The organism is Streptomyces yangpuensis (assembly GCF_024666385.1).
Taxonomy (GTDB): domain Bacteria; phylum Actinomycetota; class Actinomycetes; order Streptomycetales; family Streptomycetaceae; genus Streptomyces; species Streptomyces yangpuensis.
The window spans coordinates 2,717,385-2,740,236 of the sequence record NZ_CP102514.1; the positions used below are offsets into that span (position 1 = coordinate 2,717,385).

The window sequence follows — 22,852 nt, forward strand, 5'->3', positions numbered from 1 at the left end:
CCCTTCGCCACATGGCAGTTCGAGATGGACCCTGGTCGAAACCAGGGTCCATCGCCATTTGGCCATTTTGTTTAGGTTAGGCTAACCTAAACATCACACACCCCACCCTCCCCATCTCCCCCCTGCCCGGAGGAAAGTTGATGCGTCGGCATCTGCTGAACGAGACGACCGCGGACATCTACCGCCGTTCCGTCACCGAGAGCGTCGACCGCGTCGCCGCCAAGCTCGCCACCACCGAGCGGCCCCACACCGGCATATCCGTGGACGAACTCGCCCCGGTCATCGACGGGATCGACCTCGACACCCCGCTCGGCGACTCCTCCGCCGCGCTCGCCGAGCTGGAGGACGTCTACCTCCGCGACGCCGTCTACTTCCACCACCCGCGCTACCTGGGCCACCTCAACTGCCCCGTAGTCATCCCCGCGGTGGTCGGCGAGGCCGTCATGGCCGCCGTCAACTCCTCCCTCGACACCTGGGACCAGTCCATCGGCGGCACGCTCATCGAGCGCCGCCTCATCGACTGGACCACCCGCCGCATCGGCCTCGGGGAGAAGGCGGACGGCATCTTCACCTCCGGTGGCAGCCAGTCCAACTTCCACGCCCTGCTGCTGGCCCGCGACGAGGCCTGCCGCACCGTCATGAAGCGCGCCATGGACGCCGGGATCGGCCTGACCAAGGCCGAACTCCTCCCGAAGCTGCGCATCTTCACCTCCGAGGCCAGCCACTTCAGCGTGCAGAAGTCCGCCGCCATGCTGGGTCTCGGCTACGAGGCCGTCATCTCCGTACCCGTCGACCGCAACCGCCGCATGGACACCTCCGTCCTCGCGCTGGAGCTGGAGGAGTGCGCCGCCGAGGGCCTCTTCCCCATGGCCGTCGTCGCCACCGCCGGCACCACCGACTTCGGGTCCATCGACCCGCTCCCCGAGATCGCCCGCCTGACCGCCGAGCACTCCGCGTGGATGCACGTGGACGCCGCCTACGGCTGCGGACTGCTGGTCTCCCCCACCCGCCGGCACCTCCTCGACGGCATCGAGCACGCCGACTCGGTCACGGTCGACTACCACAAGTCGTTCTTCCAGCCCGTCAGCTCCAGCGCGATGCTGGTCCGCGACCGCGACACCCTCAAGCACGCCACGTACCACGCGGACTACCTCAACCCGCGGCGCATGGCCGAGGAGCGGATCCCCAACCAGGTCGACAAGTCCATCCAGACCACGCGCCGCTTCGACGCCCTCAAGCTCTGGATGACGCTGCGCATCATGGGCGCCGACGGCATCGGCTCGCTCTTCGACGAGGTCATCGACCTCGCCGCCGCCGGCTACGACCTCATCACGGCCGACCCGCGCTTCGAGGTCGTCGTCGCACCGCAGATCTCCACCCTGGTCTTCCGCTTCCTGCCCGGCGAGGACGTTCCCGCGGAACTCCTCGACGAGGCCCAGCTCCACGCCCGCAAGGCGCTCTTCGCCTCCGGTGAGGCCGTCGTCGCCGGCACCAAGGTGGACGGGAAGCAGTACCTGAAGTTCACCCTCCTCAACCCGCAGACCACGACGGCCGACATCACCGCCGTCCTCGACCTCCTCGCCGCACACGCCGAGCAGTTCCTGGGAGAATCCCTTGCCGTCCACCACTGAGCCCCACGACTTCATCGGCATCGGCCTCGGTCCCTTCAACCTGGGGCTGGCCTGCCTGACCGCGCCGATCGACGAGCTGAACGGCCTGTTCATCGAGTCGAAGCCGCACTTCGAGTGGCACGCGGGGATGTTCCTGGACGGCGCGCACCTCCAGACGCCCTTCATGTCGGACCTGGTCACCCTCGCCGACCCGACGTCGCCCTTCTCCTTCCTGAACTACCTGAAGGACCAGGACCGGCTGTACTCCTTCTACATCCGGGAGAACTTCTACCCGCTGCGCGCCGAGTACAACGACTACTGCCGCTGGGCCGCCGACCGCCTCGACAACGTCCTGTACTCCACCTCCGTCACCGAGGTCACCTACGACGAGGCCGCCGCCCTCTACGAGGTCCGCACCGACCGGGGCGAGACCCACCGCGCCCGCCGCCTCGTCCTGGGCACCGGCACCACCCCGTACGTCCCGGAGGCCTGCGCCGGCCTCGGTGGCGACTTCCTGCACAACGCCGCCTACATGCCCAACAAGGCGGAGCTGCAGAAGAAGAAGTCCATCACCCTGATCGGCTCCGGCCAGAGCGCCGCGGAGATCTACTACGACCTCCTCGCCGAGATCGACGTGTACGGCTACCAGCTCAACTGGGTCACGCGCTCCCCGCGCTTCTTCCCGCTGGAGTACACCAAGCTGACGCTGGAGATGACCTCCCCCGAGTACGTGGACTACTTCCACGCCCTCCCCGAGGACACCCGCTACCGGCTGGAGACGCAGCAGAAGAACCTCTTCAAGGGCATCGACGGCGACCTGATCAACGCCATCTTCGACCTGCTCTACCAGAAGAAGATCACCATGCCGGGCACGGTGCCCACGACCCTGCTGACCAACACCTCGCTGAACAGCACGGCGTACGACACCACCACGGGCACCTACACCCTGGGGCTGCGCCAGGAGGAGCAGGAGCGGGACTTCTCCCTCAGCACCGAGGGCCTGGTCCTGGCCACCGGCTACAAGTACCGGACCCCCGACTTCCTGAACCCGGTACGCGACCGGCTGAACTTCGACGGCCGCGGCCGCCTCGACGCCGCCCGCAACTACAGCGTCGACACCACGGGCCGTGAGGTGTACCTCCAGAACGGCACCACCCACAACCACTCCCTGACCTCCCCCGACCTGGGCATGGCCGCGTACCGCAACGCGTATCTCGTCGGTGAGCTGCTCGGCCGCGAGTACTACAAGGTCGAGAAGTCCATCGCGTTCCAGCAGTTCGCCGCCCCGGAAGGCACCCACGCATGAGCACCACCGACACCCTCTACTCCAGGACGGACTCCGTCCTCGGGGACTTCGCGATCCGCCCGCTGGACCCCTTCGCCGACGCGGAGCTGCTCCACGGCTGGGTCACGCACCCCAAGGCCTCGTTCTGGATGATGCAGGACGCCTCGCTGCCGGACGTCGAGCGCGAGTACATGCGCATCACGGCCCACGAGCACCACCAGGCCTACATCGGCCTGCACGAGGGCCGCCCGGCCTTCCTGATGGAGACCTACGACCCCAGCGAGCTGGAACTGGTCGGCCTGTACGACGCCCAGCCGGGCGACGTCGGCATGCACTTCCTCGTCGCGCCCAGCGACCGGCCGCTGCACGGCTTCACCCGGGCGGTCATCACGACCGTCATGGCCGCGATCTTCGCCGACCCGGCCACCGCGCGCGTCGTCGTCGAGCCGGACGTCGCCAACACCGCCGTGCACGCCCTGAACGCGGTCGTCGGCTTCGTGCCGGAGCGCCAGGTCACCAAGCCGGAGAAGGAAGCGCTGCTGAGCTTCTGCACCCGCGCGCAGTTCGAGGCCGCCACCGGCATCGCCCAGGGGGTGTCGATATGAGCCTCACCGACACCGTCTCCCACCTCGCCCCCGAGCTGTGGGCCCGCGCCAACCGCGCCCTGGTCCGCAAGGCCATCGCCGAGTTCGCGCACGAGCGCCTGCTGACCCCCGTCTCCCTCGGCGGCGACCGCTACTCGGTCGTCTCCGACGACGGCGCGGTGGAGTACCACTTCGACGCCGCCCGGCAGGTCCTCGACCACTGGTCGGTGGACGAGGCCACCCTCACCCGGCTGCGGGACGGGCAGTCGCTGCCGCTGGACGCCCTCGACTTCCACATCGAGTTCCAGCAGACCCTGGGGCTGAGCGCAGAGGTCATGCCGGTCTACCTGGAGGAGATCTCCTCCACCCTGGCGGGCTCGGCCTTCAAGTACACCAAGCCGCAGATCTCCGCCGCCGTGCTGGCCAAGTCCTCCTTCCAGGACATCGAGACCGGCATGACCGAGGGTCACCCCTGCTTCGTCGCCAACAACGGCCGGCTCGGCTTCGGGGTGCACGAGTACCACGCGTACGCCCCGGAGGCCGCGAACCCGGTCCACCTGATCTGGGCCGCCGCGCACAAGGACGTCGCCACGTTCACGGCCGGCGCCGGCCTGGAGCACGACAGCTTCATGCGCGCCGAGCTCGGCGACGCCGCGGTCGACCTGTTCGCGGCGAAGCTGCGCTCGCTGGACCTGGACCCGGCGGACTACCTGCTCTTCCCGGTCCACCCCTGGCAGTGGTGGAACAAGACCACGATCACCTTCGCCGCGGAGATCGCGGGCCGCCGGCTGGTGCTGCTCGGCGAGGGCGAGGACGCCTACCTCCCGCAGCAGTCGATCCGTACCTTCTTCAACACCACCACCCCGACCAAGCACTACGTCAAGACGGCCATCTCCGTCCTGAACATGGGCTTCATGCGGGGCCTGTCGGCCGCCTACATGGAGGCCACCCCCGCCATCAACGACTGGCTGCACCAGCTGATCGAGTCCGACGAGGTTCTTCAGTCCGTCGACTTCTCGATCATCCGCGAGCGGGCGGCGATCGGCTACCGGCACCTGCAGTACGAGCGCGCCACCGACCGCTACTCGCCGTACCGCAAGATGCTGGCGGCCCTGTGGCGCGAATCCCCCGTGAACTCCCTCGGGGACGGCGAGCGCCTGGCCACCATGGCCTCGCTCCTCCACGTGGACGCCGAGGGCAGGTCCTTCGTCGGCGCCCTCATCGAGGAGTCCGGCCTCACCCCGGCCGAGTGGCTGAAGCCCTACCTGCGCGCGTACCTGCTGCCGCTGGTGCACTGCTTCTACCAGTACGACCTCGCGTACATGCCGCACGGCGAGAACACCATCCTCGTCATCAAGGACGGCGTCGTACAGCGTGCGATCTTCAAGGACATCGCCGAGGAGATCGTCATCATGGACGCGGACGCGGTGCTGCCGCCCGCGGTCGAGCGGATCCGGGCGGACGTCCCGGAGGACATGAAGCTGCTGTCGATCTTCACCGACGTCTTCGACTGCTTCTTCCGCTTCCTGTCCTCCATCCTCGTCACGGAGGGCATCTGCACCGAGGAGACCTTCTGGCGGGCCGTGGCCGACTGCGCCCACGACTACCAGGAGTCCATGCCGGCCCTGGCGGAGAAGTTCGAGCGCTACGACTTCTTCGCCGAGGAGTTCCAGCTGTCCTGCCTCAACCGCCTCCAGCTGCGCAACAACAAGCAGATGGTCGACCTCTCCGACCCGTCCGCCGCGCTCCAGCTGATCGGCAGCCTCAAGAACCCCGTCGCGGCCTTCGCCCGACGGTGAGACACGGGGCGGGGGAGGTGCCGATACGGTCCCTCGGCACCTCCCCCGCGCCGACCGTGTGACGGCGTGACCGCGACGTCGAAAAGGCCCTCGTCGCGGTCACGCCTTCGCCGTGCCCGGGCGACGGCCGCGTGGTCAGCGCGTCCACGGGACGTCCGGGGCGCGGTGGTAGCCGATGCCCTGGGCGTCCAGGCGGGGCGCCTGCGCCGCGAGGCGGCGGCTGTACGCGGTCCAGTCGAGGGCGGCCGCCGGGGACCAGCCCAGCTCCGCCAGGCCCAGCACCCTCGGGAACGCCATCAGTTCCCACTCGGCCCGCGTCGCGACGTTCTCCGTCCACAGCGGGGCCTCCACCCCGAGCACCGCCGACTCCGGCACCCCGGCCAGGTAGGTCCCCGGGTCCCAGGAGTACGACCGGGCGACCGGGACGTGGCCGGCCCACGACAGCCCCGGCTTCGTCGCCGCCTCGTACTTCATGTCCAGGTACACCCGGTCCGCGGGCGACAGGATCAGCGGGTGCCCGGCCTTCGCCGCCGCCGCCACGGCCGACCGGTCCGCGGCGGAGGTCTTGTCGTGCCCCCAGTACTGGAGCACCGCCCCGGCCGCCGGCCGCGCCGATGCCAGCTGGTGCCAGGCCACCACCGTCTTGCCGTGGCGGCCCACCACCTCCTGGGCCCGGTCCATGAAGGCCGCGTAGTCCGCCGCCGGCGTCGCGTGCGCCTCGTCGCCGCCGATGTGCAGGTAGCGGCCGGGCGTCAGCTCCGCCAGCTCCCCGAGCACCTCGTCGACGAACTCGTACGTCCGCTCCTTCGCCACGCACAGCGAGCTGAAGCCGACCTTGGTCCCGGTGTACCGGGGCGGCGCCTTCCCGTCGCAGTTCAGCTCGGCGTAGGAGGCCAGCGCCGCGTTGGTGTGCCCCGGCATGTCGATCTCCGGGACCACGTCCACGTACCGCTCGCCCGCGTACGCCACCAGCTCGCGGTACTCGTCCTTGGTCCAGTGGCCGCCCGGCCCGCCGCCGACCTCGCTCGCGCCGCCGTACTGCGCCAGCCGCGGCCAGGAGTCGATGGCCAGCCGCCACCCCTGGTCGTCGGTGAGGTGCACGTGCAACGTGTTGATCTTGTACTGGGCGAGCTGGTCCACGTACCGCTTCACCTGCTCCACCGTGAAGAAGTGCCGTGCGATGTCGACCATGGCTCCCCGGTGGGCGAAGCGCGGCCGGTCGGTGACCGTGCCGCCCGGCACCGTCCCGGGCCCCGTTACGGGCACCAGCTGACGCAGGGTCTGGCCCGCGCGGAAGAGTCCGGCCGGGGTCCGCGCGACAAGGTCGACCCCGCTCGGCCCGGACACCAGCCGGTACCCCTCCTCCCCGACCCCGTCGGCCGCCGCGTCGATCCTGAGCCGGATCCCGTCCCCCCGCGCCCCGACGGTCACCGGCAGCGGCAGCCCGCTCGGGCCGCGCAGCTGCTCCGCGAGGAGCTCGCCCACCCTGCGGACCTCCTCGCCCGCGCCCGGCCCCGTACGGATGACCGTGCCCGGCCCGAAGGAGTAGCCGGGCCCGGCGGCGCGCGCGGAGACCGGCGCCGGCAGGAGCTGTTCGAAGGGGCTGAGGGCCGCGGGCGGGTCGTCACCGGCGCTCGCGTCGTCGCCGTGGGCGGCGGTGCAGGAGACGGCACCGAGGACGAGGAGGGTGCCGAGCGCGCGTCGCAGGACTCTCATGTGCCAGGTATAGGCCAACTGGCCCGCCGTGCGCGGTGGGAGAATCGCCGAATGGCGGAAATCATCCAGAAGGACGGAACCTGGACGTTCGACGGCGACGCGGTGCGCATCGTGCCCGGTCGCGACAAGGGGGTGGGGTTGCTGCGGCAGACCCTGGGTGAGGTGGTCGTGCCGTTGCGCGCGCTCGCGGGGATCTCCTACGAGCCCGGCCGCAAGGCCGGGCGGCTGCGGCTGCGGCTGCGCGAGGGGGCCGACGCGCTGACCCACGTGACGGGCGGGCGGCTGCCGGAGGCCTCCGACCCGTACCGGCTGAGCGTGGAGCCGGACCGGACGGGGGTCGCGGAGTACTTCGTGGACGCGGTGCGCAACGCCCTGCTGCTGGAGCAGGTGGATCCGGGTCCCTCGGAGAGCTACCTGCTGCCCGGCCCGACCGTGCCGATAGCGGTGGGCGCGGGCGACGGGACCGTCACCTTCGACGGCGACCGCGTCGCCCTGGAGTGGAACTGGACGACCGAGGAGGCCAAGCGCTCCGGCGGGCCGCGCGAGTTCCGGGTCACGGACCTGCGGACGGTGGAGTGGGCGCCGGCGAAGGGGCTGGAGAACGGCTGGCTCCGCTTCGGCCTGGCCGGCGCGTCCCAGCCCGCCGCGCCCAAGTACGACCCGTACACGGTGGAGCTGTTCGGCTTCAAGAAGGACCCGCTGATGGCGCTGGTCGCCGCGGCGGTGGCGCTGCGGCTGCCGCACCCGGCCGGGCCCGCGCAGGACCGGGCCGCCGAGGACGTCCCGGCGAAGGAGCTCGCCGCGCCGGCCGCCACGGTCGCGGAGGACCACGACGCACTGCTGCGCCGGCTGCGGGAGCTGGGGGAGCTGCACCAGACGGGAGTGCTCACTGCCGACGAGTTCACCGCGGCCAAGCAGGCCGTTTTGCGTAGATTCTGACCGGATGCATCCATTCCGCTGGTCCAGACCAGAGAGATCCTGCCCGAAATCGGGCAGGATCTTTGCGTTGGAGGGCCGGAACCGTCAGTATCTACGGGTGCTCGACCGCCGCCCGTCCTATGACGATCTCGTCGAACACCTGGTGCGCAGCACCTCGCTGCAGCGGGGCGAAGCGGCCCGGGTGATCCTCGACGTGCTCGCCTACTTCGACGAGACGACGGAGGACTTCGTCCGCCGCCGCCACCGCGAACTGCAGGCCGGCGGAGCCGTGAACGCGGAGATCTTCGAGCGGATCGCGGCCGAACTGCCGCACCGCGCCGTGGCGCCTCCGGAGCTCTCGCTCCGGCAGCTGCGCCGCATCGTCTACGGCTGACCGGCCGCCGCCGGAGCGGCCGCGGGCGGGTGACGGGTACACGAACCGAACTTCAGGAGGGGCAGGACCGTATGTGCGGAATCGTCGGTTACATCGGAAAGCGTGATGTCGCACCGCTGCTGCTGGAGGGCCTGGCGCGGCTGGAATACCGCGGCTACGACTCCGCGGGCATCGTCGTGAACAGCCCGAAGGCCGGCGCGCTCAAGATGGTCAAGGCCAAGGGCCGCGTCCGCGACCTCGAGGCCCGCGTCCCCAAGCGCTTCGCCGGCACCACCGGCATCGCGCACACCCGCTGGGCCACGCACGGCGCCCCGAGCGACGTCAACTCGCACCCGCACCTGGACCCGGAGAACAAGGTCGCCGTCGTCCACAACGGCATCGTCGACAACGCCGCCGAGCTCCGCGCCAAGCTGGAGGCCGAGGGCGTCGTCTTCGCCTCCGAGACCGACACCGAGGTCATCACCCACCTGATCGCCCGCTCCCAGGCCGACACCCTGGAGGAGAAGGTCCGCGAGGCCGTCAAGGCGATCGACGGCACCTACGGCATCGCCGTGATGCACGCCGACTTCACCGACCGCATCGTCGTCGCCCGCAACGGCTCGCCGGTCATCCTCGGCATCGGCGAGAAGGAGATGCTGGTCGCCTCCGACGTCGCCGCGCTGATCGCCCACACCCGCCAGGTCGTCACCCTGAACGACGGCGAGATGGCCACCCTGAAGGCCGACGACTTCCGCACGTACACCACGAGCGGCACGACGACGAACTCCACTCCGGAGACCGTGGAGTGGGAGGCCGCCTCCTACGACATGGGCGGCCACGACACCTACATGCACAAGGAGATCTCCGAGCAGCCCGACGCGGTCGACCGCGTGCTGCGCGGCCGGATCGACGACCGCTTCAACACGGTCCACCTGGGCGGCCTGAACCTGGACCCGCGCGAGGCGCGCGGCATCCGCCGGGTCAAGATCCTGGGCTGCGGCACCTCGTACCACGCGGGCCTGATCGGCGCCGGCCTCATCGAGGGCATGGCCCGCATCCCCGCCGACGCCGAGCCGGCCTCGGAGTTCCGCTACCGCAACCCGGTCGTGGACCCCGACACCCTCTACATCGCGGTCTCCCAGTCCGGTGAGACCTACGACGTGCTCGCGGCCGTGCAGGAGCTCAAGCGCAAGGGCGCCCGCGTCCTCGGCGTGGTCAACGTGGTCGGCTCCGCCATCGCCCGCGAGGCCGACGGCGGCGTGTACGTCCACGCCGGCCCCGAGGTCTGCGTCGTCTCCACCAAGTGCTTCACCAACACGGTCGTGGCCTTCGCGCTGCTCGCCGTGCACCTGGGCCGCATCCGGGACCTCTCGGTCACCGACGGCAAGCGGATCATCGACGGCCTGCGCAAGCTGCCCGCGCAGATCCAGGAGATCCTCGACGGTGAAGAGGACATCAAGAAGCTCGCGGCCGAGTTCGCCGAGGCCAAGTCGATGATGTTCATCGGCCGGGTGCGCGGCTACCCGGTGGCGCTGGAGGCCTCCCTCAAGCTGAAGGAGATCTCCTACATCCACGCCGAGGCCTACCCCGCCTCCGAGCTCAAGCACGGCCCGCTGGCCCTGATCGAGCCCTCGCTGCCGACCGTCGCCATCGTCCCCGACGACGACCTGCTGGAGAAGAACCGCGCGGCGCTGGAGGAGATCAAGGCGCGCAGCGGCCGGATCCTCGCCGTCGCCCACCGCGAGCAGGAGAAGGCGGACCACACCATCGTGGTCCCGAAGAACGAGGACGAGCTGGACCCGATCCTCATGGGCATCCCGCTCCAGCTGCTGGCCTACCACACCGCCCTGGCCATGGGCCGGGACATCGACAAGCCGCGCAACCTGGCCAAGTCGGTCACCGTCGAGTAGCAGCCCCGGCCGTCAGCGGACAGCCGTCACCGGACAGCTGTCACCGGACACACGGGAGCCCCCGTGCGCACCGCGCGCACGGGGGCTCCTGCGTGCCGTGATCAGCCCGCGGCGACCGCGCCGCTGCGCCCTGCCCTGCCGAAGGCCATCGGCCAGTCCGCCAGGGCCGCGGTGGCCCCGTACCAGGCCAGCAGTCCGGAGACGGCGGCGACCCAGCCGCCCGCCTTGGCCAGTGCGCCGTTGTCCACGAAGGAGGCGATGGCCAGCAGGAGGAGGGAGAGGGTCAGGAGGGCGTAGACGCCCTGACCGAACAGACCGCTCGCGGCGGCGACCGTGAGGGTCAGCGCGAGCATCGCGAAGAGGACAAGAAACGTTCCGGCGGCCTCGTCCGAGGCAGAGCCGCCCGCGCCCTTGGCCCACGTGAACCAGAAGACGCCGAGGCCCGCGAACGCGGTGCCGTTGAACCCGTCGCCGCCGCGGTACTCCAGGAGACCCAGGAGGAAGAGGGCGGCGCCGCCGACGTACATCGCGAGCGACACGGAGCCGGCAGCGGACACACCGTCGATGACACCGGTGTGGCCGATACCGAATGCGAGAAGGGTGAGACCCAGGGCGATGTTCCCGAGGGTCGAAGTCGAGGCCGTGCTTCCCGCAGAGACACCATTGTCCACGGCGGGCTCCCTTCGATCTGCAGTTGTTTGCTGCGTCCCAGCAGCATTTATCTACCCTTTACACGAGGGCACAACCGCACAATCGGCTTAACACCCGGTCACGGAATGACAACAACCGGTCGCTGTGCGCGCTTGGCGAGCCGCCCGGCGACCGAGCCGAAGATCCGGCCGACGATCCCGTGGGTGGAGCCCACCACGATGGCGTCGGCCGAATACTCCCGGCCGACCTCCTCCAGCTCATGGCAGATGTCACCGCCGCGCTCGACCAGGATCCATGGCACTTCGGCCAAGTAGTCGGCGCAGGCCAGCTCCAGTCCGAGCACCTCGGTGCGATGGTCCGGCACGTCCACGAAGACGGGCGGCTCGCAGCCGGCCCACACGGTGGTGGGAAGCCGGTTGGCGACATGGACGATGATCAGACCCGATCCGGAGCGGCGGGCCATACCGATCGCGTACGCGAGCGCGCGCTCACTGGACGTCGATCCGTCGAATCCCACCACGACGCCGTGCCGGAAGGCCGGGTCGCAGGGGGAGTGCGTCTGTTCCACCGCGCGCAGCTCGGCGGCCGACGCGGGGTCGGCGAGCCGTTTGCGCTTGCGGTCCGCGGGTTCGGGGAATTCGTGACCGGCCATGGGTGTCTCGGCGAAGAGGTTCTTGGAGGAAGCAACAGGGGCGAAATCGGCGACGCAGTGTGACGGAGCTCTGTCCGGGAAGCATCTTCCCAAGCCCATACCCACCAGGGTACGGCGACACTCCTGTCCTGCCCAGGGCTTGCCGCACTTGGAGAGCGTCCCAGGGAGCATGCCGGAGCGCGGGCGCCTTGGCAATGTCCGCTGCCCCCTACAGCCAGTGACGAGACGGGGAGTTGCCACCCGTGCGCGCAGTGACCGAGCCCGCCGGGCGGCGTTGGACATGCGTCCGACCGTTCAGGAAGAGCCCGCAGGGAGTACGCCGTGCCCGGCCATCCGGTTCACCCCGACCAGCCGGCCCAGCCGGCCCGGTCCGCCCACTTCCCCGACCCGAGCCCGCACTTCACCGCCTCGCCGCGGCAGCCGCTTCACCCGTCCGTGCAGTCCTCCGGACGCGCGCACGACGACCCCGCCGGTGACGTCGTGCGCTGGGCGGCCTTCAGCTGCCTGCTCGTCCCGGTGGTCCTCGTCGTCTACGGAACGTCCTTCGGCGGGGCGGCGGTCGCCACCCTCGGCCTGTTCGTCGTGACGGCCGCCTGCCTGGTCCTGCTGCGGCATTCGGAGCGGGTCGCGGCCCGGGTCCCGGCGCAGGAGCGGCTCGCCTCGGCGCACCACCGCCGGCGCTCGCGCGGCGGCCCGGCGGGCCGCCGGGGCTGCCGCACCTCCGACTCCGCGTCCCCGCACGACTGACTCATTCGCACACCCACACCCGCATATTTTCAGCCAACTTCCCGGCAGGGCTCCCCCTTTGCCGGAATGTCCCCCCGACCCCCTCACCACCAGCGACGACACTCGCCGGGGGGCGTTTTGGCCCTATGCGTACTGGCCACAGCCGCGTTGGGCGCTTCCCACCCGGGTAGCGGAGTGGAACCCTTCCTGATCGAATGCTTTTCGCCAAGTTGAGAAGTCGACATAGCGCTGCGTGCTGAACTTGTCACGCCGACACCACGGGACGCAGTAGATTCGATCATGTATTTACGGCGGGGGATCCACGTGCAAGGCCGAGGGGAAACGTGCAGGTGCGACCAGACCAAGGAGTCGCGACACCCAAGGGGGGCTTAGCGCCATGAGCCAGGATTCCACCGCCGTCGTCGCAGACGCCGGCCGGAAGCTCGCGGGGCGTCGCCGCAGGGAGATCGTCGCGGTGCTGCTCTTCAGCGGCGGACCGATCTTCGAGAGCTCCATTCCACTATCCGTGTTCGGCATTGACCGGCAGGACGCGGGAGTTCCACGCTACCGACTGCTCGTGTGCGCCGGTGAGGACGGTCCGCTCAGGACCACCGGCGGACTCGAACTGACCGCGCCGTACGGGTTGGAGGCGATCGCCCGGGCAGGCACGGTCGTCGTGCCCGCCTGGCGTTCCATCACTTCACCGCCGCCTCCGGAGGCGCTCGACGCACTGCGTCTGGCGCACGAGGAGGGGGCCCGGATCGTCGGACTGTGCACCGGGGCGTTCGTGCTCGCGGCCGCCGGTCTGCTGGACGGCCGGCCCGCGACGACGCACTGGATGTACGCGCCGACGCTGGCCAAGCGCTACCCGTCCGTCCACGTCGATCCGCGCGAACTGTTCGTCGACGACGGCGACGTGCTCACGTCCGCGGGCACGGCGGCCGGAATCGACCTCTGCCTGCACATCGTGCGCACCGACCACGGCAGCGAGGCGGCCGGGGCCCTGGCCCGCAGGCTCGTCGTGCCGCCGCGCCGCACGGGCGGCCAGGAGCGCTACCTCGACCGGTCGCTGCCGGAGGAGATCGGCGCCGACCCGCTGGCCGAGGTCGTCGCCTGGGCACTGGAACACCTCCACGAGCAGTTCGACGTGGAGACGCTGGCCGCCCGCGCCTACATGAGCCGGCGTACCTTCGACCGGCGGTTCCGCTCGCTCACCGGCAGCGCGCCGCTCCAGTGGCTGATCACGCAGCGGGTGCTCCAGGCCCAGCGGCTGCTGGAGACCTCCGACTACTCGGTCGACGAGGTCGCCGGACGCTGCGGGTTCCGCTCGCCGGTCGCCCTGCGCGGTCACTTCCGGCGGCAGCTGGGGTCCTCCCCGGCCGCCTACCGCTCGGCCTACCGGGCACGCCGGCCGCAGGCCGACGTGGCACAGGTGGCCGAGATCTCCACGGGACCGGTGCCGCACCAGCGCACTCCGCAGCCCCACCGGGCGGCGGCGGCCCTGGCCGCGGCGGGCCCCACGGTGACGGAGCTGTACGCCCCGAACCGGGTCCTGCGGGAACACGCGTAACCCCCACAACGGGTACGACAGCGAAGGTCCTCCATCGGTCACCGCCGATGGGGGACCTTCCGCATATGCGGTCGGCTCCGCAGGGGACCGCATAAGGTGGGACACATGAACGATCGCATGGTGTGGATCGACTGCGAGATGACCGGGCTCTCGTTGACGGACGACGCACTTATCGAGGTGGCCGCGCTGGTCACCGACTCGGAACTCAACGTGCTCGGCGAGGGCGTGGACATCGTGATCCGCCCGCCGGACCGTGCCCTGGAGACCATGCCCGACGTGGTCCGCGAGATGCACACCGCCTCCGGCCTGCTGGACGAGCTGGCCGGCGGAACCACCCTCGCGGACGCCGAGGCGCAGGTCCTGGCGTACGTACGGGAGCACGTGAAGGAACCGCGCAAGGCACCGCTCTGCGGGAACTCGGTCGGCACCGACCGCGGCTTCCTGCTGCGCGACATGGCCGCGCTGGAGAGCTACCTGCACTACCGGATCGTGGACGTGTCCTCGGTCAAGGAGCTGGCGCGCCGCTGGTATCCGCGGGCGTACTTCAACAGCCCCCCCAAGAACGGCAACCACCGGGCGCTGGCCGACATCAAGGACTCCATCACCGAGCTGCGCTACTACCGGGAGGCCGTCTTCGTGCCGCAGCCCGGACCCGACTCGGACACGGCCCGCAGCATCGCCGCCAAGCACACGGCGCCGGGCGCGTAGGCGTCCTGCCCGACCCCTCCGGAGGGGGTGCGGGAAAAGGGTGGAGCGAGCACCCTCCTGAACCCTGTACCCTTTTCTTCGGCCGGTCGGTTCTCCGACCGGACATGGTGGGTGTAGCTCAGTTGGTAGAGCACCTGGTTGTGGTCCAGGTGGCCGCGGGTTCAAGTCCCGTCACTCACCCTGCGGGAAGGCCCCGGTACGCGGAAGCGGACCGGGGCCTTCTGCGTGTCCCCGCACGAGGTGTCCCCGCGCTTTCGGGGGGGGGCGGGGCGGTCAGGACGAGCTCCGGGGCGGTCAGGACGACTCCCGGACCACCAGTCTGTTCTGCAGGACCACCGAGGGCCCTCCCGCGCCGGTGGCGCTCCCCCGCCCTCCCGAGACGCGCTCCAGCAGCATCCTCGCCATGGTCCGGCCCATCTCCTCGATGGGCTGGCGGACGCTGGTCAGCGGCGGGTCCATGTGCCGGGCCACCACCGAGTCGTCGAAGCCGACCAGCGCCACGTCGTGCGGGATCCGGCGGCCGGCCGCGCGCAGCTCCAGCCGGGCGCCCGCCGCCATGACGTCCGAGGAGGCGAAGACCGCGTCGAGCGCGGGGCTGCGCTCCAGCAGCTCGCGCATGGCCCGGCGGCCGCCCTCCTCGGTGAAGTCGGCGACCGCGACGAGCCGCTCGTCCACGGGGCGGCCCGCGGCGGCCAGGGCCTGCCGGTAGCCGTCGAGCCGGCAGCTGGCTCCGTACACGTCCAGCGGGCCGGTGATCGTGGCGATCGTCCGGCGGCCCCGGCCGAGCAGGTGGCGCACAGCCTCGGCGGCGCCCTCCAGGTTGTCGGAGTCCACACAGGGCAGCGTCTCGGCGGCGGACCGGCGGCCGCTGATCACGGTCGGGATGCCGAGCTCGACCAGCAGCTCCGGGAGCGGGTCGCCGGCGTGGACGGAGACCAGCAGCACACCGTCGACCCGGTGCCCGGACAGGTACTGCGCGAGGCGGCGGCGCTCGCGGTCGCTGCCGGCCAGGGTGAGGACGAGCTGGATGTCGGTCTCCGCGAGGGCGGCCCCGACCCCGCGGACCACTTCGGAGAAGTACGGCTCGGCGAAGAACCGGGCCTCGGGCTCCGGGATCACCAGCGCGATGGCGTCGTTGCGGTTGGCCGCGAGGGCGCGCGCCGCGCGGTTCGGTACGTACCCCAGCTCGGTCACGGCCGCCTCGACCGCGGCCTTCGTCTGCTCGCTGACCTTGGAGGACCCGTTGATCACCCGGGACACCGTGCCGCGCCCGACTCCGGCGCGCGCCGCCACCTCTTCCAGCGTCGGCCGTCCCCCACTGCGCCCGTGCCCGTTCATGGCTTCCTCCCGGTTGTGAATCTACCCCTTGACTACTGTGGGAGCGCTCCCACACTGTGTCACACGACACCCCCACGTTGTCGCCCCACCCCTTCAGGGAGGAACCCATGCGAGCCCAGTCCCCGGCCCGAGCACGAGCCCGAAGAACCCTCGCCACGGCGGTCGCCACGATGGGCGCCGCCGCGCTGCTGCTCGGAGGGTGCGCGCAGGACCCCGACGCCGCCCCGGAGCCGGGTTCCTCCTCGGCCGACGGAAAGGGCCGGACCACCCTGACCGTGGGCGTCTTCGGAGCCTTCGGCCTCCAGGAGGCCGGGCTCTACGACGAGTACATGGCGAAGAACCCCTCGATCCGCATCGAGCAGACCTCCATCGAGCGGAACGAGAACTACTACCCCCAGCTCCTGACGCACCTGGGGACGGGCAGCGGGCTCGCCGACATCCAGGCCGTCGAGGTCAACAACATCGCCGAGATCACCGCGACCCAGGCCGACAAGCTGGTGGACCTGGGCAAGGCGCCGGGCGTGGACAAGGCCGCGTACCTGCCGTGGAAGTGGGCCCAGGGCACGGCCCCCGCCGCGAAGGGCGGGGCCACGGTCGGCCTCGGCACCGACATCGGCCCGCAGGGCATCTGCTACCGCAAGGACCTGTTCGAGGCGGCCGGGCTGCCGACCGACCGGGAGGCCGTCGGCGCGCTGTGGGCGGGCGACTGGAACAAGTACCTGGAGACGGGCAAGGCGTACAAGGCGAAGGCCGGCGACGGCAAGGCCTTCGTCGACTCGGCGTCCGGTGTCATGGCAGCGGTCACGGGCAGCAGCGCGCAGCGGTTCTACGACGAGCAGGGCAAGGTCGTCTACAAGACCAATCCGGCGGTGCGCGGGGCCTTCGACCTGGCCGCGTCCTTCGCCACCGAGGGGCTCAGCGCCAAGCTGCAGCAGTTCACCCCGGGCTGGGACCAGGGCTTCGCCAACGGCGCCTTCGCGACGGTCTCCTGCCCGGCCTGGATGCTCGGCTACATCCAGGACAAGGCGGGTCCGTCGGGCAAGGACAAGTGGGACGTGGCCCAGGCGCCGAAGCCCAGCAACTGGGGCGGCTCCTTCCTGGTGGTCCCGAAGGCGGGCAAGCGCGCCGAGGAGGCGGCGAAGCTGGCGGCCTGGCTGACGGCTCCGGAGCAGCAGGCGAAACTCTTCGAGAAGCGGGGCAGCTTCCCGAGCGCGAGCGCCGCCTACAAGCTGCCGACGGTGTCGGGGGCGAAGCACGCGTACTTCGGCGGGGCGCCGATCGGTGAGATCTTCTCCAAGGCGGCCCAGGGCGTGCCGGTGGCCGCGGTCGGCCCGAAGGACCTGGTGATCTCCCAGAACCTGTCGGACATCGGGATGCTCCAGGTCGACCAGAAGGGCCGGAGCCCGCAGGAGGGCTGGGAGGCCGCGGTGAAGGCCATCGACAACGCCCTGGACCAGTGAGGCGCCGGTGACGGACGAGACGGCTCTCCTGTCCCCCTCCGCCGCCGCCCCCGAGCGGCCGGCGGCGGAGGGGGGCGGCCGCGGCCGGCGGGGCCAGGTGTGGCGCTCGCGCCGCTACCGCTGGGACCTGCGCTGGAGCCCGTACGCCTTCGTGGCGCCCTTCTTCCTGTTCTTCGCCGCCTTCGGGCTGTTCCCGCTGCTCTACACGGGCTGGGCGGCGCTGCATCAGGTGGAGCTGACCGATCCGGACAGCATGACGTGGGTGGGCCTGCGGAACTTCACCCGGCTGTGGGACGACGAGTTCTTCTGGAACGCGCTGCGCAACACCGTCACCATCGGGCTGCTCTCGACGGTCCCGCAGCTGGCGATCGCGCTGGGCGTGGCCCATCTGCTCAACTACCGGCTGCGGGGTTCGGCGTTCTTCCGGGTCGCCGTGCTCACCCCGTACGCCACTTCGGTGGCGGCGGCCACGCTCGTCTTCGTGCTGCTCTTCGGCCGGGACTACGGGATGATCAACTGGCTGCTCTCGGCGGTCGGCCTGGGGGCGGTGGACTGGCAGAACGGCACCTTCGCCTCCCAGTTGGCGGTCTCCACCATCGTGATCTGGCGGTGGACCGGCTACAACGCGCTGATCTACCTGGCGGCCATGCAGGCCGTACCGGGCGAACTGTACGAGTCGGCCGCGCTGGACGGGGCCTCGCGCTGGCAGCAGTTCCTCCACGTCACGGTGCCCTCGCTGCGGCCGACGATCCTCTTCACGTGCGTGGTGTCGACGATCGGGGCGACCCAGCTGTTCGGTGAACCGCTGCTGTTCAACGGCGGGGCGGGCGCCACGGGCGGCTCGGACCACCAGTTCCAGACGCTCGGGCTGTACCTGTACGAGCAGGGCTGGGTGAACCTGCACCTGGGGCGGGCCTCGGCGATCGCCTGGGCGATGTTCCTGATCCTGCTGCTGATCGCCGGGGCGGCGCGGCTGCTGCGCGGACGGGGGGATGCGCGATGAGATCACTGCGCGCGGGCCGGCTCACCTATCTGGCGCTCGGCCTCTTCACCGCCGGGTCGCTCTTTCCGCTGGTGTGGACGGCGATCGCGGCGTCCCGCACCAATACGCGCCTGGCCCAGACCCCGCCGCCGTTCTGGTTCGGCGGGAACCTGGGACGCAACCTGCAGATCGCCTGGACCGACGCCAACATGGGCACGGCCCTGCTGAACACGGTGATCGTGGCGGGCACCGTCACCGTCGGGACGGTCCTCTTCTCCACCCTGGCGGGCTTCGCCTTCGCCAAACTGCGGTTCCGCGGGCGCCGGATGCTGATGGCGCTGGTGGTGGGGACGATGCTGATCCCGCCGCAGCTGAGCGTGGTGCCGCTGTACATGCTGATCGCGAAGCTGTCGTGGACCGACCGGCTCCAGTCGGTGGTCCTGCCCTCCCTGGTGTGCGCCTTCGGGGTGTTCTTCATGCGCCAGTACCTGGTGCACGCGCTGCCGACGGAACTGGTGGAGGCCGCCCGCACGGACGGGGCGAGCTCCCTGCGGGTCATGTGGCACGTGGTCTTCCCGGCGGCCCGGCCGGCGATGGCGGTGCTGGGGATGCTGACCTTCGTCATGTCCTGGAACGACTTCTTCTGGCCGATCGTCGCGCTGACCCAGAACGGCAGCCCGACGGTCCAGGTGGCCCTGACCGGACTGGGCCGGGGATACATCCCCGACCAGTCGGTGATCATGGCGGGTGCGCTCCTGGGCACGCTCCCGCTGCTGCTGGTGTTTCTCGTCTTCGGCCGCCAGATCGTCGGCGGCATCATGCAGGGAGCGGTAAAGGGATGACTGACACCCCGACGCACACGACTCACGCGTCGAACGTGACGGATCCGGGCGGGGAACTCCGTTTCCCCGACGGGTTCCTGTGGGGCACGGCCACGGCGGCCTTCCAGATCGAGGGCGCGGCCGCCCTGCGCGGGCCGTCCATCTGGGACACCTTCTGCCGCACCCCGGGCAAGGTGTACGGCGGCCACACCGGCGACGTCGCGGTCGACCACCACCGGCTGTGGCGCGAGGACGTCGGCCTCATGTCCGAACTGGGGCTCGGGGCCTACCGGTTCTCGGTGTCCTGGCCGCGCGTCCTGGCCGGCGGGATCGGCTTCTACGACGAGCTCGTCGACGAACTGCTCGCGCAAGGCATCCGGCCCTGCGTAACCCTCTACCACTGGGACCTCCCGCAGGAGCTGGAGGACGCCGGCGGCTGGCCCGAGCGGGAGACGGCCTACGCCTTCGCCCAGTACGCCCAGCAGGTCGCGGACGTGCTCGCCGACCGCGTGGAGCTCTGGACCACCCTCAACGAGCCCTGGTGCAGCGCCTTCCTCGGCTACGCCTCCGGCGTGCACGCCCCCGGCCGTACCTCCCCCGCCGACTCGCTGCGCGCGGCCCACCACCTGAACCTGGCCCACGGCCTGGCCGCGGCGGCCCTCCCGGCCGGGACCCGGGTGGGCATCGCCCTCAACCCCAGCGCGGTACGCCCGCTGACCGGTTCGGCAGCCGACCTGGACGCCGCTCGCCGTATCGACGCACTGGCCAACCGGATCTTCACCGGGCCGCTGCTGAACGGCGCCTACCCGCAGGACCTGCTCGCGGACACCGCGTCCCTGACGGACTGGTCGTTCGTCCGCACCGGCGACGAGGCGCTGATCCGCCAGCCGCTGGACTTCCTCGGCGTGAACTACTACACGCCGGCGGTGGTGTCGGCGGCCCCGGACGGGAACGGCCCGCGCGCCGACGGCCACGGCGCCACGTCCCACTCCCCCTGGCCCGCCGCGGACACGGTGGCCTTCCACCAGCCGCCCGGGGAACAGACGGACATGGGCTGGTCGATCGACCCGACCGGCCTGTACGACCTGCTGATGCGCTTCACCCGCGAGGCCCCCGGCCTGCCGCTGATGGTCACCGAGAACGGCGCGGCCTACGCCCCGGACCTGCACGACCCGCAGCGGATCGGCTACCTGCAGGCCCACCTCGCCACCATCCACCGCGCGCTGGCGGACGGCGCCCCGGTGGGCGGCTACTTCCTCTGGTCGCTGCTGGACAACTTCGAGTGGTCCTACGGGTACAGCAAGCGCTTCGGCATCGTGCACGTCGACTACGACACCCAGGTCCGCACGCCGCGTTCCAGCGCCCACTGGTACGCCCGCCTGGCCCGGAAGGGGGTCCTGGAGGGGGCCCTGTAGAAGGGCCATGAAGCCGGCCTGCCGGCAAGGTCAGGCGAAGACGTCGGCGTGGTCCTCGGCCCAGGTCCGGAAGGTGCGGGCCGGGTGGCCGGTGAGCTGCTCGACGGCGCCGGTGATCTCGACCGGGAGACCGTCGGTGGACGCCCAGTACTCCAGGAGCGCGTCGGCGTAGGGGCCGGGGACGTGGCCGTCGACCTCGGCCTTCCACTCCTCGGCCGAGACGGCCTCGAAGGGTATGGACCGGCCGAGGACATCGCCCAGTATCGAGAGCTGGGCCGCGAAGGTCAGCGCCTGCGGGCCGGTCAGCGTGTACGCGCGGCCGGCCAGGGCCGGATCGGTGAGGACGGCGAGGGCCGCCTCGGCGAGGTCGGTCTCGTGCACGGGGTCGCCGTAGGCGCCGGGGTGGGGCAGGCGGACCGGCCGGCCCGACCTCAGCGGCCGGGCCCAGCTCCGGGCGTTGCCCGCGAAGGACCCCGGCCGCAGCAGGGTGGTGCGCAGCGGGGAGGCCGAGAGGGCCTGCTCGACCACGAGGTGCGAGGCCGACAGCGGGCTGCCGGCGGCGCCCGGGGCGAGCACCGAGGAGGAGGACAGGAGCACGACGTGCTCCACTCCGGCGGCCACGGCCTCCTTCACGAAGGCCTCGATGCCGGACGCCTCCGCGTAGAGGAAAACGGAGCGGATACCGGCGAGGGCGTCGGGATGCGTCGCGGGATCGCCGAGGTCGCAGTGGACGGCATCGGGGGTGCCCCGCTCCCGGGAGCCGAGGCGGTACGGGATGCCGCGGGCCGCGAGGAGGCCGGCGAGACCGCGGGCGACGGCGCCACGGCCGCCGGTCACGAGAATGGACATGACTGGTCCTCATTCTTGAGTGGTGTGGACTGACGCTAGGATGACTACGCGACACAGATTCTGCACTACACATACTCTGCGTCACACAGATAAATTTGGAGCACGGAGAATCCGATGTCAACCGATTCCCCCCGTACGGGTGATGAGTGGAGCCGCGCCGAACTTCTCGCGCGCATCGTCACCGAGAGCCAGCGGCACTACGCCGACTACTCGCTCTTCAACCAGGCCATGGCCGACTCGGTCGGCCTGCACCCCACCGACATGCAGTGCGTCGCGCTCCTCGACATGGAGTCCGGCCCCGTCAGCACAGGCGACATCGCCCGCCTCACCGGCCTGACCTCCGGCTCGGCCACCCGCCTCGTCGACCGGCTGGTCAAAGCGGGCATCGTCGCGCGGCAGACCGACCCGAACGACCGCCGCCGCTCCCTCGTCTCCCTCTCCCCCGAGGCCCGCGAGCGCATCGGTGCGGCATGGGAGACCCCGGGCCGCGCCTTCGGTGCGGTACTGGAGAGCTACTCCGACTCCGAACTCGCCGTCATCGCCGACTACCTGCACCGCGCCGCCGAGGTGGGGCGGGCCCAGGCCGAGCGGCTGACCTCGGGCGAGCCCGGCTGAACCCACCGCGGGAGGGCTTCCGAAGGGCCCTTCCGGCACCACGGCCCCGGGCAACGGGCAACGGCACGCGCCGGAGAAACGGGAGGGTCGGCGTGCGGTCGGAGGCTGTCCGTCTCCCAGCCCACGCCCCCGTCCGCGGCGAGGACCCGGCCGCCGGAATCCACTTCGCCGAAGCCCGAAGCCCGAAGCCCGTCCGGGTCGGGGTGTCAGGCGCCCTGGATGTGGACGTTGAAGTCCGTGTGCCCGAGGGCGCTCATCAGCCGGAGCCAGAGCGGGAGCAGCATCTCCGTGCCCCGGGCCGTCTCGATGCCGCCGAGGTCGAGGACGCTCTCCTGCGGCCATCCGAAGGAGTGCAGCAGCTCGCGCACCAGCTTCTTCGCTTCCGCGTCCTCGCCCGAGACGAACACGTGGTGCTCGCCGGCGACGCGCGCCGGGTCGACCATGATCTGGCAGTTCATCGTGTTCAGCGTCTTCACCACGCGCAGCCCCGGGAACGTCCGCTGGATCAGCTCGCCCAGGCTGTCGTCGTCCACCGGGTCCAGGCCCGGCGGGAAGCCGGCCGAGAAGTCCAGCGGGTTCGCGATGTCGATCAGGACCTTGCCGTCCAGGTGTGCGGCGTCCGCCTCCGTCAGCGCGGCGATGCTGAACTGCCCGCCGGTGGCGTTGACCAGGACCTCGCCGTCCCGCGCGGCCTCGGCGAAACCCGCCAGGGACACACCCGGGTGGACCTCCTGCCAGTCCGCGTACTCGGGCCGGCCCAGGGTGGCGCCGGGGTCCCGGGTCCCGATGACGACCCGGTGGCCCAGGGATTCGAGCCGGGCGGCCACCGTACGGCCGACGATCCCGGTGCCGAGGACTGCGTAGCGCATC

Annotated in this window: 21 protein-coding genes and 1 tRNA gene; 16 read left to right on the top strand and 6 right to left on the bottom strand. The window is 70.9% G+C overall.

What is annotated here, in order from left to right; all coding sequences use genetic code 11:
- The first annotated feature begins 140 nt into the window (after positions 1-140).
- From NRK68_RS12355 to NRK68_RS12370, 4 genes are read left to right on the top strand one after another with little or no spacing between them, the layout of a single operon-like run.
- Positions 141-1,631: a pyridoxal phosphate-dependent decarboxylase family protein gene (locus NRK68_RS12355; protein WP_183065488.1), complete on the top strand. Its 1,491-nt coding sequence runs from the start codon at positions 141-143 to the stop codon at positions 1,629-1,631.
- Positions 1,615-2,916, top strand: a complete 1,302-nt coding sequence (locus NRK68_RS12360; protein WP_257855786.1) for a lysine N(6)-hydroxylase/L-ornithine N(5)-oxygenase family protein — start codon at positions 1,615-1,617, stop codon at positions 2,914-2,916. Before NRK68_RS12355 ends, NRK68_RS12360 begins: the two co-directional genes overlap by 17 nt.
- Positions 2,913-3,500, top strand: coding sequence for a GNAT family N-acetyltransferase (locus tag NRK68_RS12365; RefSeq protein WP_183065490.1), 588 nt, complete (start codon positions 2,913-2,915; stop codon positions 3,498-3,500). The genes NRK68_RS12360 and NRK68_RS12365 overlap by 4 nt, the downstream gene beginning before the upstream one ends.
- Complete coding sequence (locus NRK68_RS12370) at positions 3,497-5,278, top strand: IucA/IucC family protein (protein ID WP_257855787.1); 1,782 nt, start codon at positions 3,497-3,499, stop codon at positions 5,276-5,278. Before NRK68_RS12365 ends, NRK68_RS12370 begins: the two co-directional genes overlap by 4 nt.
- 135 nt (positions 5,279-5,413) lie before the next feature.
- On the opposite strand, the gene NRK68_RS12375 is transcribed toward NRK68_RS12370, so the two are convergent.
- Positions 5,414-6,994, bottom strand: a complete 1,581-nt coding sequence (locus NRK68_RS12375; RefSeq protein ID WP_183065492.1) for a beta-N-acetylhexosaminidase — start codon at positions 6,992-6,994, stop codon at positions 5,414-5,416.
- Between the two features lie 51 nt (positions 6,995-7,045).
- Here NRK68_RS12375 and NRK68_RS12380 point away from each other — a divergent pair, with 51 nt between their 5' ends.
- From NRK68_RS12380 to glmS, 3 genes are all read left to right on the top strand, one after another.
- Positions 7,046-7,933, top strand: a complete 888-nt coding sequence (locus NRK68_RS12380) for a DUF4429 domain-containing protein (protein WP_183065493.1) — start codon at positions 7,046-7,048, stop codon at positions 7,931-7,933.
- A gap of 97 nt (positions 7,934-8,030) precedes the next feature.
- A complete protein-coding gene (locus NRK68_RS12385) occupies positions 8,031-8,306 on the top strand; it encodes a hypothetical protein (protein WP_183065494.1) in 276 nt (91 codons plus the stop codon).
- A gap of 71 nt (positions 8,307-8,377) precedes the next feature.
- Positions 8,378-10,195 carry a glutamine--fructose-6-phosphate transaminase (isomerizing) gene (glmS, locus tag NRK68_RS12390; protein ID WP_046774809.1) on the top strand — a complete coding sequence of 606 codons (1,818 nt, stop codon included), beginning with the start codon at positions 8,378-8,380 and terminating at the stop codon, positions 10,193-10,195.
- Positions 10,196-10,296: 101 nt separating this feature from the next.
- Here the strand turns inward: glmS and NRK68_RS12395 are convergent, their stop codons facing one another.
- The gene (locus NRK68_RS12395; RefSeq protein WP_257855788.1) at positions 10,297-10,866 is read right to left on the bottom strand and encodes a GPR1/FUN34/YaaH family transporter; all 570 of its coding nucleotides are present in this window, start codon (positions 10,864-10,866) and stop codon (positions 10,297-10,299) included.
- A gap of 98 nt (positions 10,867-10,964) precedes the next feature.
- Complete coding sequence (locus NRK68_RS12400; RefSeq protein WP_046774807.1) at positions 10,965-11,498, bottom strand: universal stress protein; 534 nt, start codon at positions 11,496-11,498, stop codon at positions 10,965-10,967.
- A gap of 321 nt (positions 11,499-11,819) precedes the next feature.
- Between NRK68_RS12400 and NRK68_RS12405 the strand changes: the two genes are divergently transcribed.
- From NRK68_RS12405 to NRK68_RS12420, 4 genes are all read left to right on the top strand, one after another.
- Positions 11,820-12,245 (top strand): hypothetical protein, encoded by a 426-nt coding sequence (locus NRK68_RS12405; RefSeq protein ID WP_373023517.1) that lies wholly within the window; start codon positions 11,820-11,822, stop codon positions 12,243-12,245.
- 376 nt (positions 12,246-12,621) lie between these two features.
- On the top strand, positions 12,622-13,794 hold the full coding sequence (locus NRK68_RS12410) for a helix-turn-helix domain-containing protein (protein ID WP_031145357.1): 1,173 nt from the start codon (positions 12,622-12,624) through the stop codon (positions 13,792-13,794).
- A 105-nt stretch (positions 13,795-13,899) separates the two neighbouring features.
- The gene (orn, locus tag NRK68_RS12415) at positions 13,900-14,502 is read left to right on the top strand and encodes an oligoribonuclease (RefSeq protein WP_046774806.1); all 603 of its coding nucleotides are present in this window, start codon (positions 13,900-13,902) and stop codon (positions 14,500-14,502) included.
- 107 nt (positions 14,503-14,609) lie between these two features.
- A tRNA-His gene (locus NRK68_RS12420) sits at positions 14,610-14,682 on the top strand.
- A 114-nt stretch (positions 14,683-14,796) separates the two neighbouring features.
- Here the strand turns inward: NRK68_RS12420 and NRK68_RS12425 are convergent.
- Entirely contained in the window at positions 14,797-15,840 is a 1,044-nt protein-coding gene (locus NRK68_RS12425; protein WP_257855789.1) for a LacI family DNA-binding transcriptional regulator, read from the bottom strand.
- 107 nt (positions 15,841-15,947) lie between these two features.
- On the opposite strand from NRK68_RS12425, the gene NRK68_RS12430 reads away from it, so the two are divergent.
- Genes NRK68_RS12430 through NRK68_RS12445 form a run of 4 tightly spaced genes read left to right on the top strand, consistent with a single transcriptional unit; the run spans position 15,948 to position 20,518 of the window.
- Positions 15,948-17,300, top strand: a complete 1,353-nt coding sequence (locus NRK68_RS12430; protein ID WP_183065497.1) for an ABC transporter substrate-binding protein — start codon at positions 15,948-15,950, stop codon at positions 17,298-17,300.
- Positions 17,301-17,307: 7 nt separating this feature from the next.
- On the top strand, positions 17,308-18,303 hold the full coding sequence (locus tag NRK68_RS12435) for a carbohydrate ABC transporter permease (RefSeq protein ID WP_183065498.1): 996 nt from the start codon (positions 17,308-17,310) through the stop codon (positions 18,301-18,303).
- The gene (locus NRK68_RS12440; protein ID WP_078906345.1) at positions 18,300-19,124 is read left to right on the top strand and encodes a carbohydrate ABC transporter permease; all 825 of its coding nucleotides are present in this window, start codon (positions 18,300-18,302) and stop codon (positions 19,122-19,124) included. The genes NRK68_RS12435 and NRK68_RS12440 overlap by 4 nt, the downstream gene beginning before the upstream one ends.
- On the top strand, positions 19,121-20,518 hold the full coding sequence (locus NRK68_RS12445; RefSeq protein WP_257855790.1) for a GH1 family beta-glucosidase: 1,398 nt from the start codon (positions 19,121-19,123) through the stop codon (positions 20,516-20,518). The genes NRK68_RS12440 and NRK68_RS12445 overlap by 4 nt, the downstream gene beginning before the upstream one ends.
- Positions 20,519-20,548: 30 nt before the next feature.
- Here the strand turns inward: NRK68_RS12445 and NRK68_RS12450 are convergent, their stop codons facing one another.
- Positions 20,549-21,367: an NAD(P)H-binding protein gene (locus NRK68_RS12450; RefSeq protein ID WP_257855791.1), complete on the bottom strand. Its 819-nt coding sequence runs from the start codon at positions 21,365-21,367 to the stop codon at positions 20,549-20,551.
- Positions 21,368-21,481: 114 nt separating this feature from the next.
- Here NRK68_RS12450 and NRK68_RS12455 point away from each other — a divergent pair, with 114 nt between their 5' ends.
- Positions 21,482-21,982 (top strand): MarR family winged helix-turn-helix transcriptional regulator, encoded by a 501-nt coding sequence (locus tag NRK68_RS12455; RefSeq protein WP_046774800.1) that lies wholly within the window; start codon positions 21,482-21,484, stop codon positions 21,980-21,982.
- A gap of 206 nt (positions 21,983-22,188) precedes the next feature.
- Here NRK68_RS12455 and NRK68_RS12460 read toward each other — a convergent pair whose 3' ends face one another.
- The gene (locus NRK68_RS12460) at positions 22,189-22,851 is read right to left on the bottom strand and encodes an NADPH-dependent F420 reductase (RefSeq protein ID WP_183065503.1); all 663 of its coding nucleotides are present in this window, start codon (positions 22,849-22,851) and stop codon (positions 22,189-22,191) included.
- Position 22,852 lies beyond the last annotated feature (1 nt).

What these genes read in the sequence shown, in the direction of transcription:
- NRK68_RS12450 (WP_257855791.1), bottom strand. Translation starts at nt 21,367, where the DNA reads ATGTCCATTCTCGTGACCGGCGGCCGTGGCGCCGTCGCCCGCGGTCTC.
- NRK68_RS12455 (WP_046774800.1), top strand. Translation starts at nt 21,482, where the DNA reads ATGTCAACCGATTCCCCCCGTACGGGTGATGAGTGGAGCCGCGCCGAA.
- NRK68_RS12430 (WP_183065497.1), top strand. Translation starts at nt 15,948, where the DNA reads ATGCGAGCCCAGTCCCCGGCCCGAGCACGAGCCCGAAGAACCCTCGCC.
- NRK68_RS12375 (WP_183065492.1), bottom strand. Translation starts at nt 6,994, where the DNA reads ATGAGAGTCCTGCGACGCGCGCTCGGCACCCTCCTCGTCCTCGGTGCC.
- NRK68_RS12365 (WP_183065490.1), top strand. Translation starts at nt 2,913, where the DNA reads ATGAGCACCACCGACACCCTCTACTCCAGGACGGACTCCGTCCTCGGG.
- NRK68_RS12460 (WP_183065503.1), bottom strand. Translation starts at nt 22,851, where the DNA reads ATGCGCTACGCAGTCCTCGGCACCGGGATCGTCGGCCGTACGGTGGCC.
- NRK68_RS12380 (WP_183065493.1), top strand. Translation starts at nt 7,046, where the DNA reads ATGGCGGAAATCATCCAGAAGGACGGAACCTGGACGTTCGACGGCGAC.
- NRK68_RS12425 (WP_257855789.1), bottom strand. Translation starts at nt 15,840, where the DNA reads ATGAACGGGCACGGGCGCAGTGGGGGACGGCCGACGCTGGAAGAGGTG.
- glmS (WP_046774809.1), top strand. Translation starts at nt 8,378, where the DNA reads ATGTGCGGAATCGTCGGTTACATCGGAAAGCGTGATGTCGCACCGCTG.
- NRK68_RS12400 (WP_046774807.1), bottom strand. Translation starts at nt 11,498, where the DNA reads ATGGCCGGTCACGAATTCCCCGAACCCGCGGACCGCAAGCGCAAACGG.
- orn (WP_046774806.1), top strand. Translation starts at nt 13,900, where the DNA reads ATGAACGATCGCATGGTGTGGATCGACTGCGAGATGACCGGGCTCTCG.
- NRK68_RS12370 (WP_257855787.1), top strand. Translation starts at nt 3,497, where the DNA reads ATGAGCCTCACCGACACCGTCTCCCACCTCGCCCCCGAGCTGTGGGCC.
- NRK68_RS12440 (WP_078906345.1), top strand. Translation starts at nt 18,300, where the DNA reads ATGAGATCACTGCGCGCGGGCCGGCTCACCTATCTGGCGCTCGGCCTC.
- NRK68_RS12410 (WP_031145357.1), top strand. Translation starts at nt 12,622, where the DNA reads ATGAGCCAGGATTCCACCGCCGTCGTCGCAGACGCCGGCCGGAAGCTC.
- NRK68_RS12445 (WP_257855790.1), top strand. Translation starts at nt 19,121, where the DNA reads ATGACTGACACCCCGACGCACACGACTCACGCGTCGAACGTGACGGAT.
- NRK68_RS12355 (WP_183065488.1), top strand. Translation starts at nt 141, where the DNA reads ATGCGTCGGCATCTGCTGAACGAGACGACCGCGGACATCTACCGCCGT.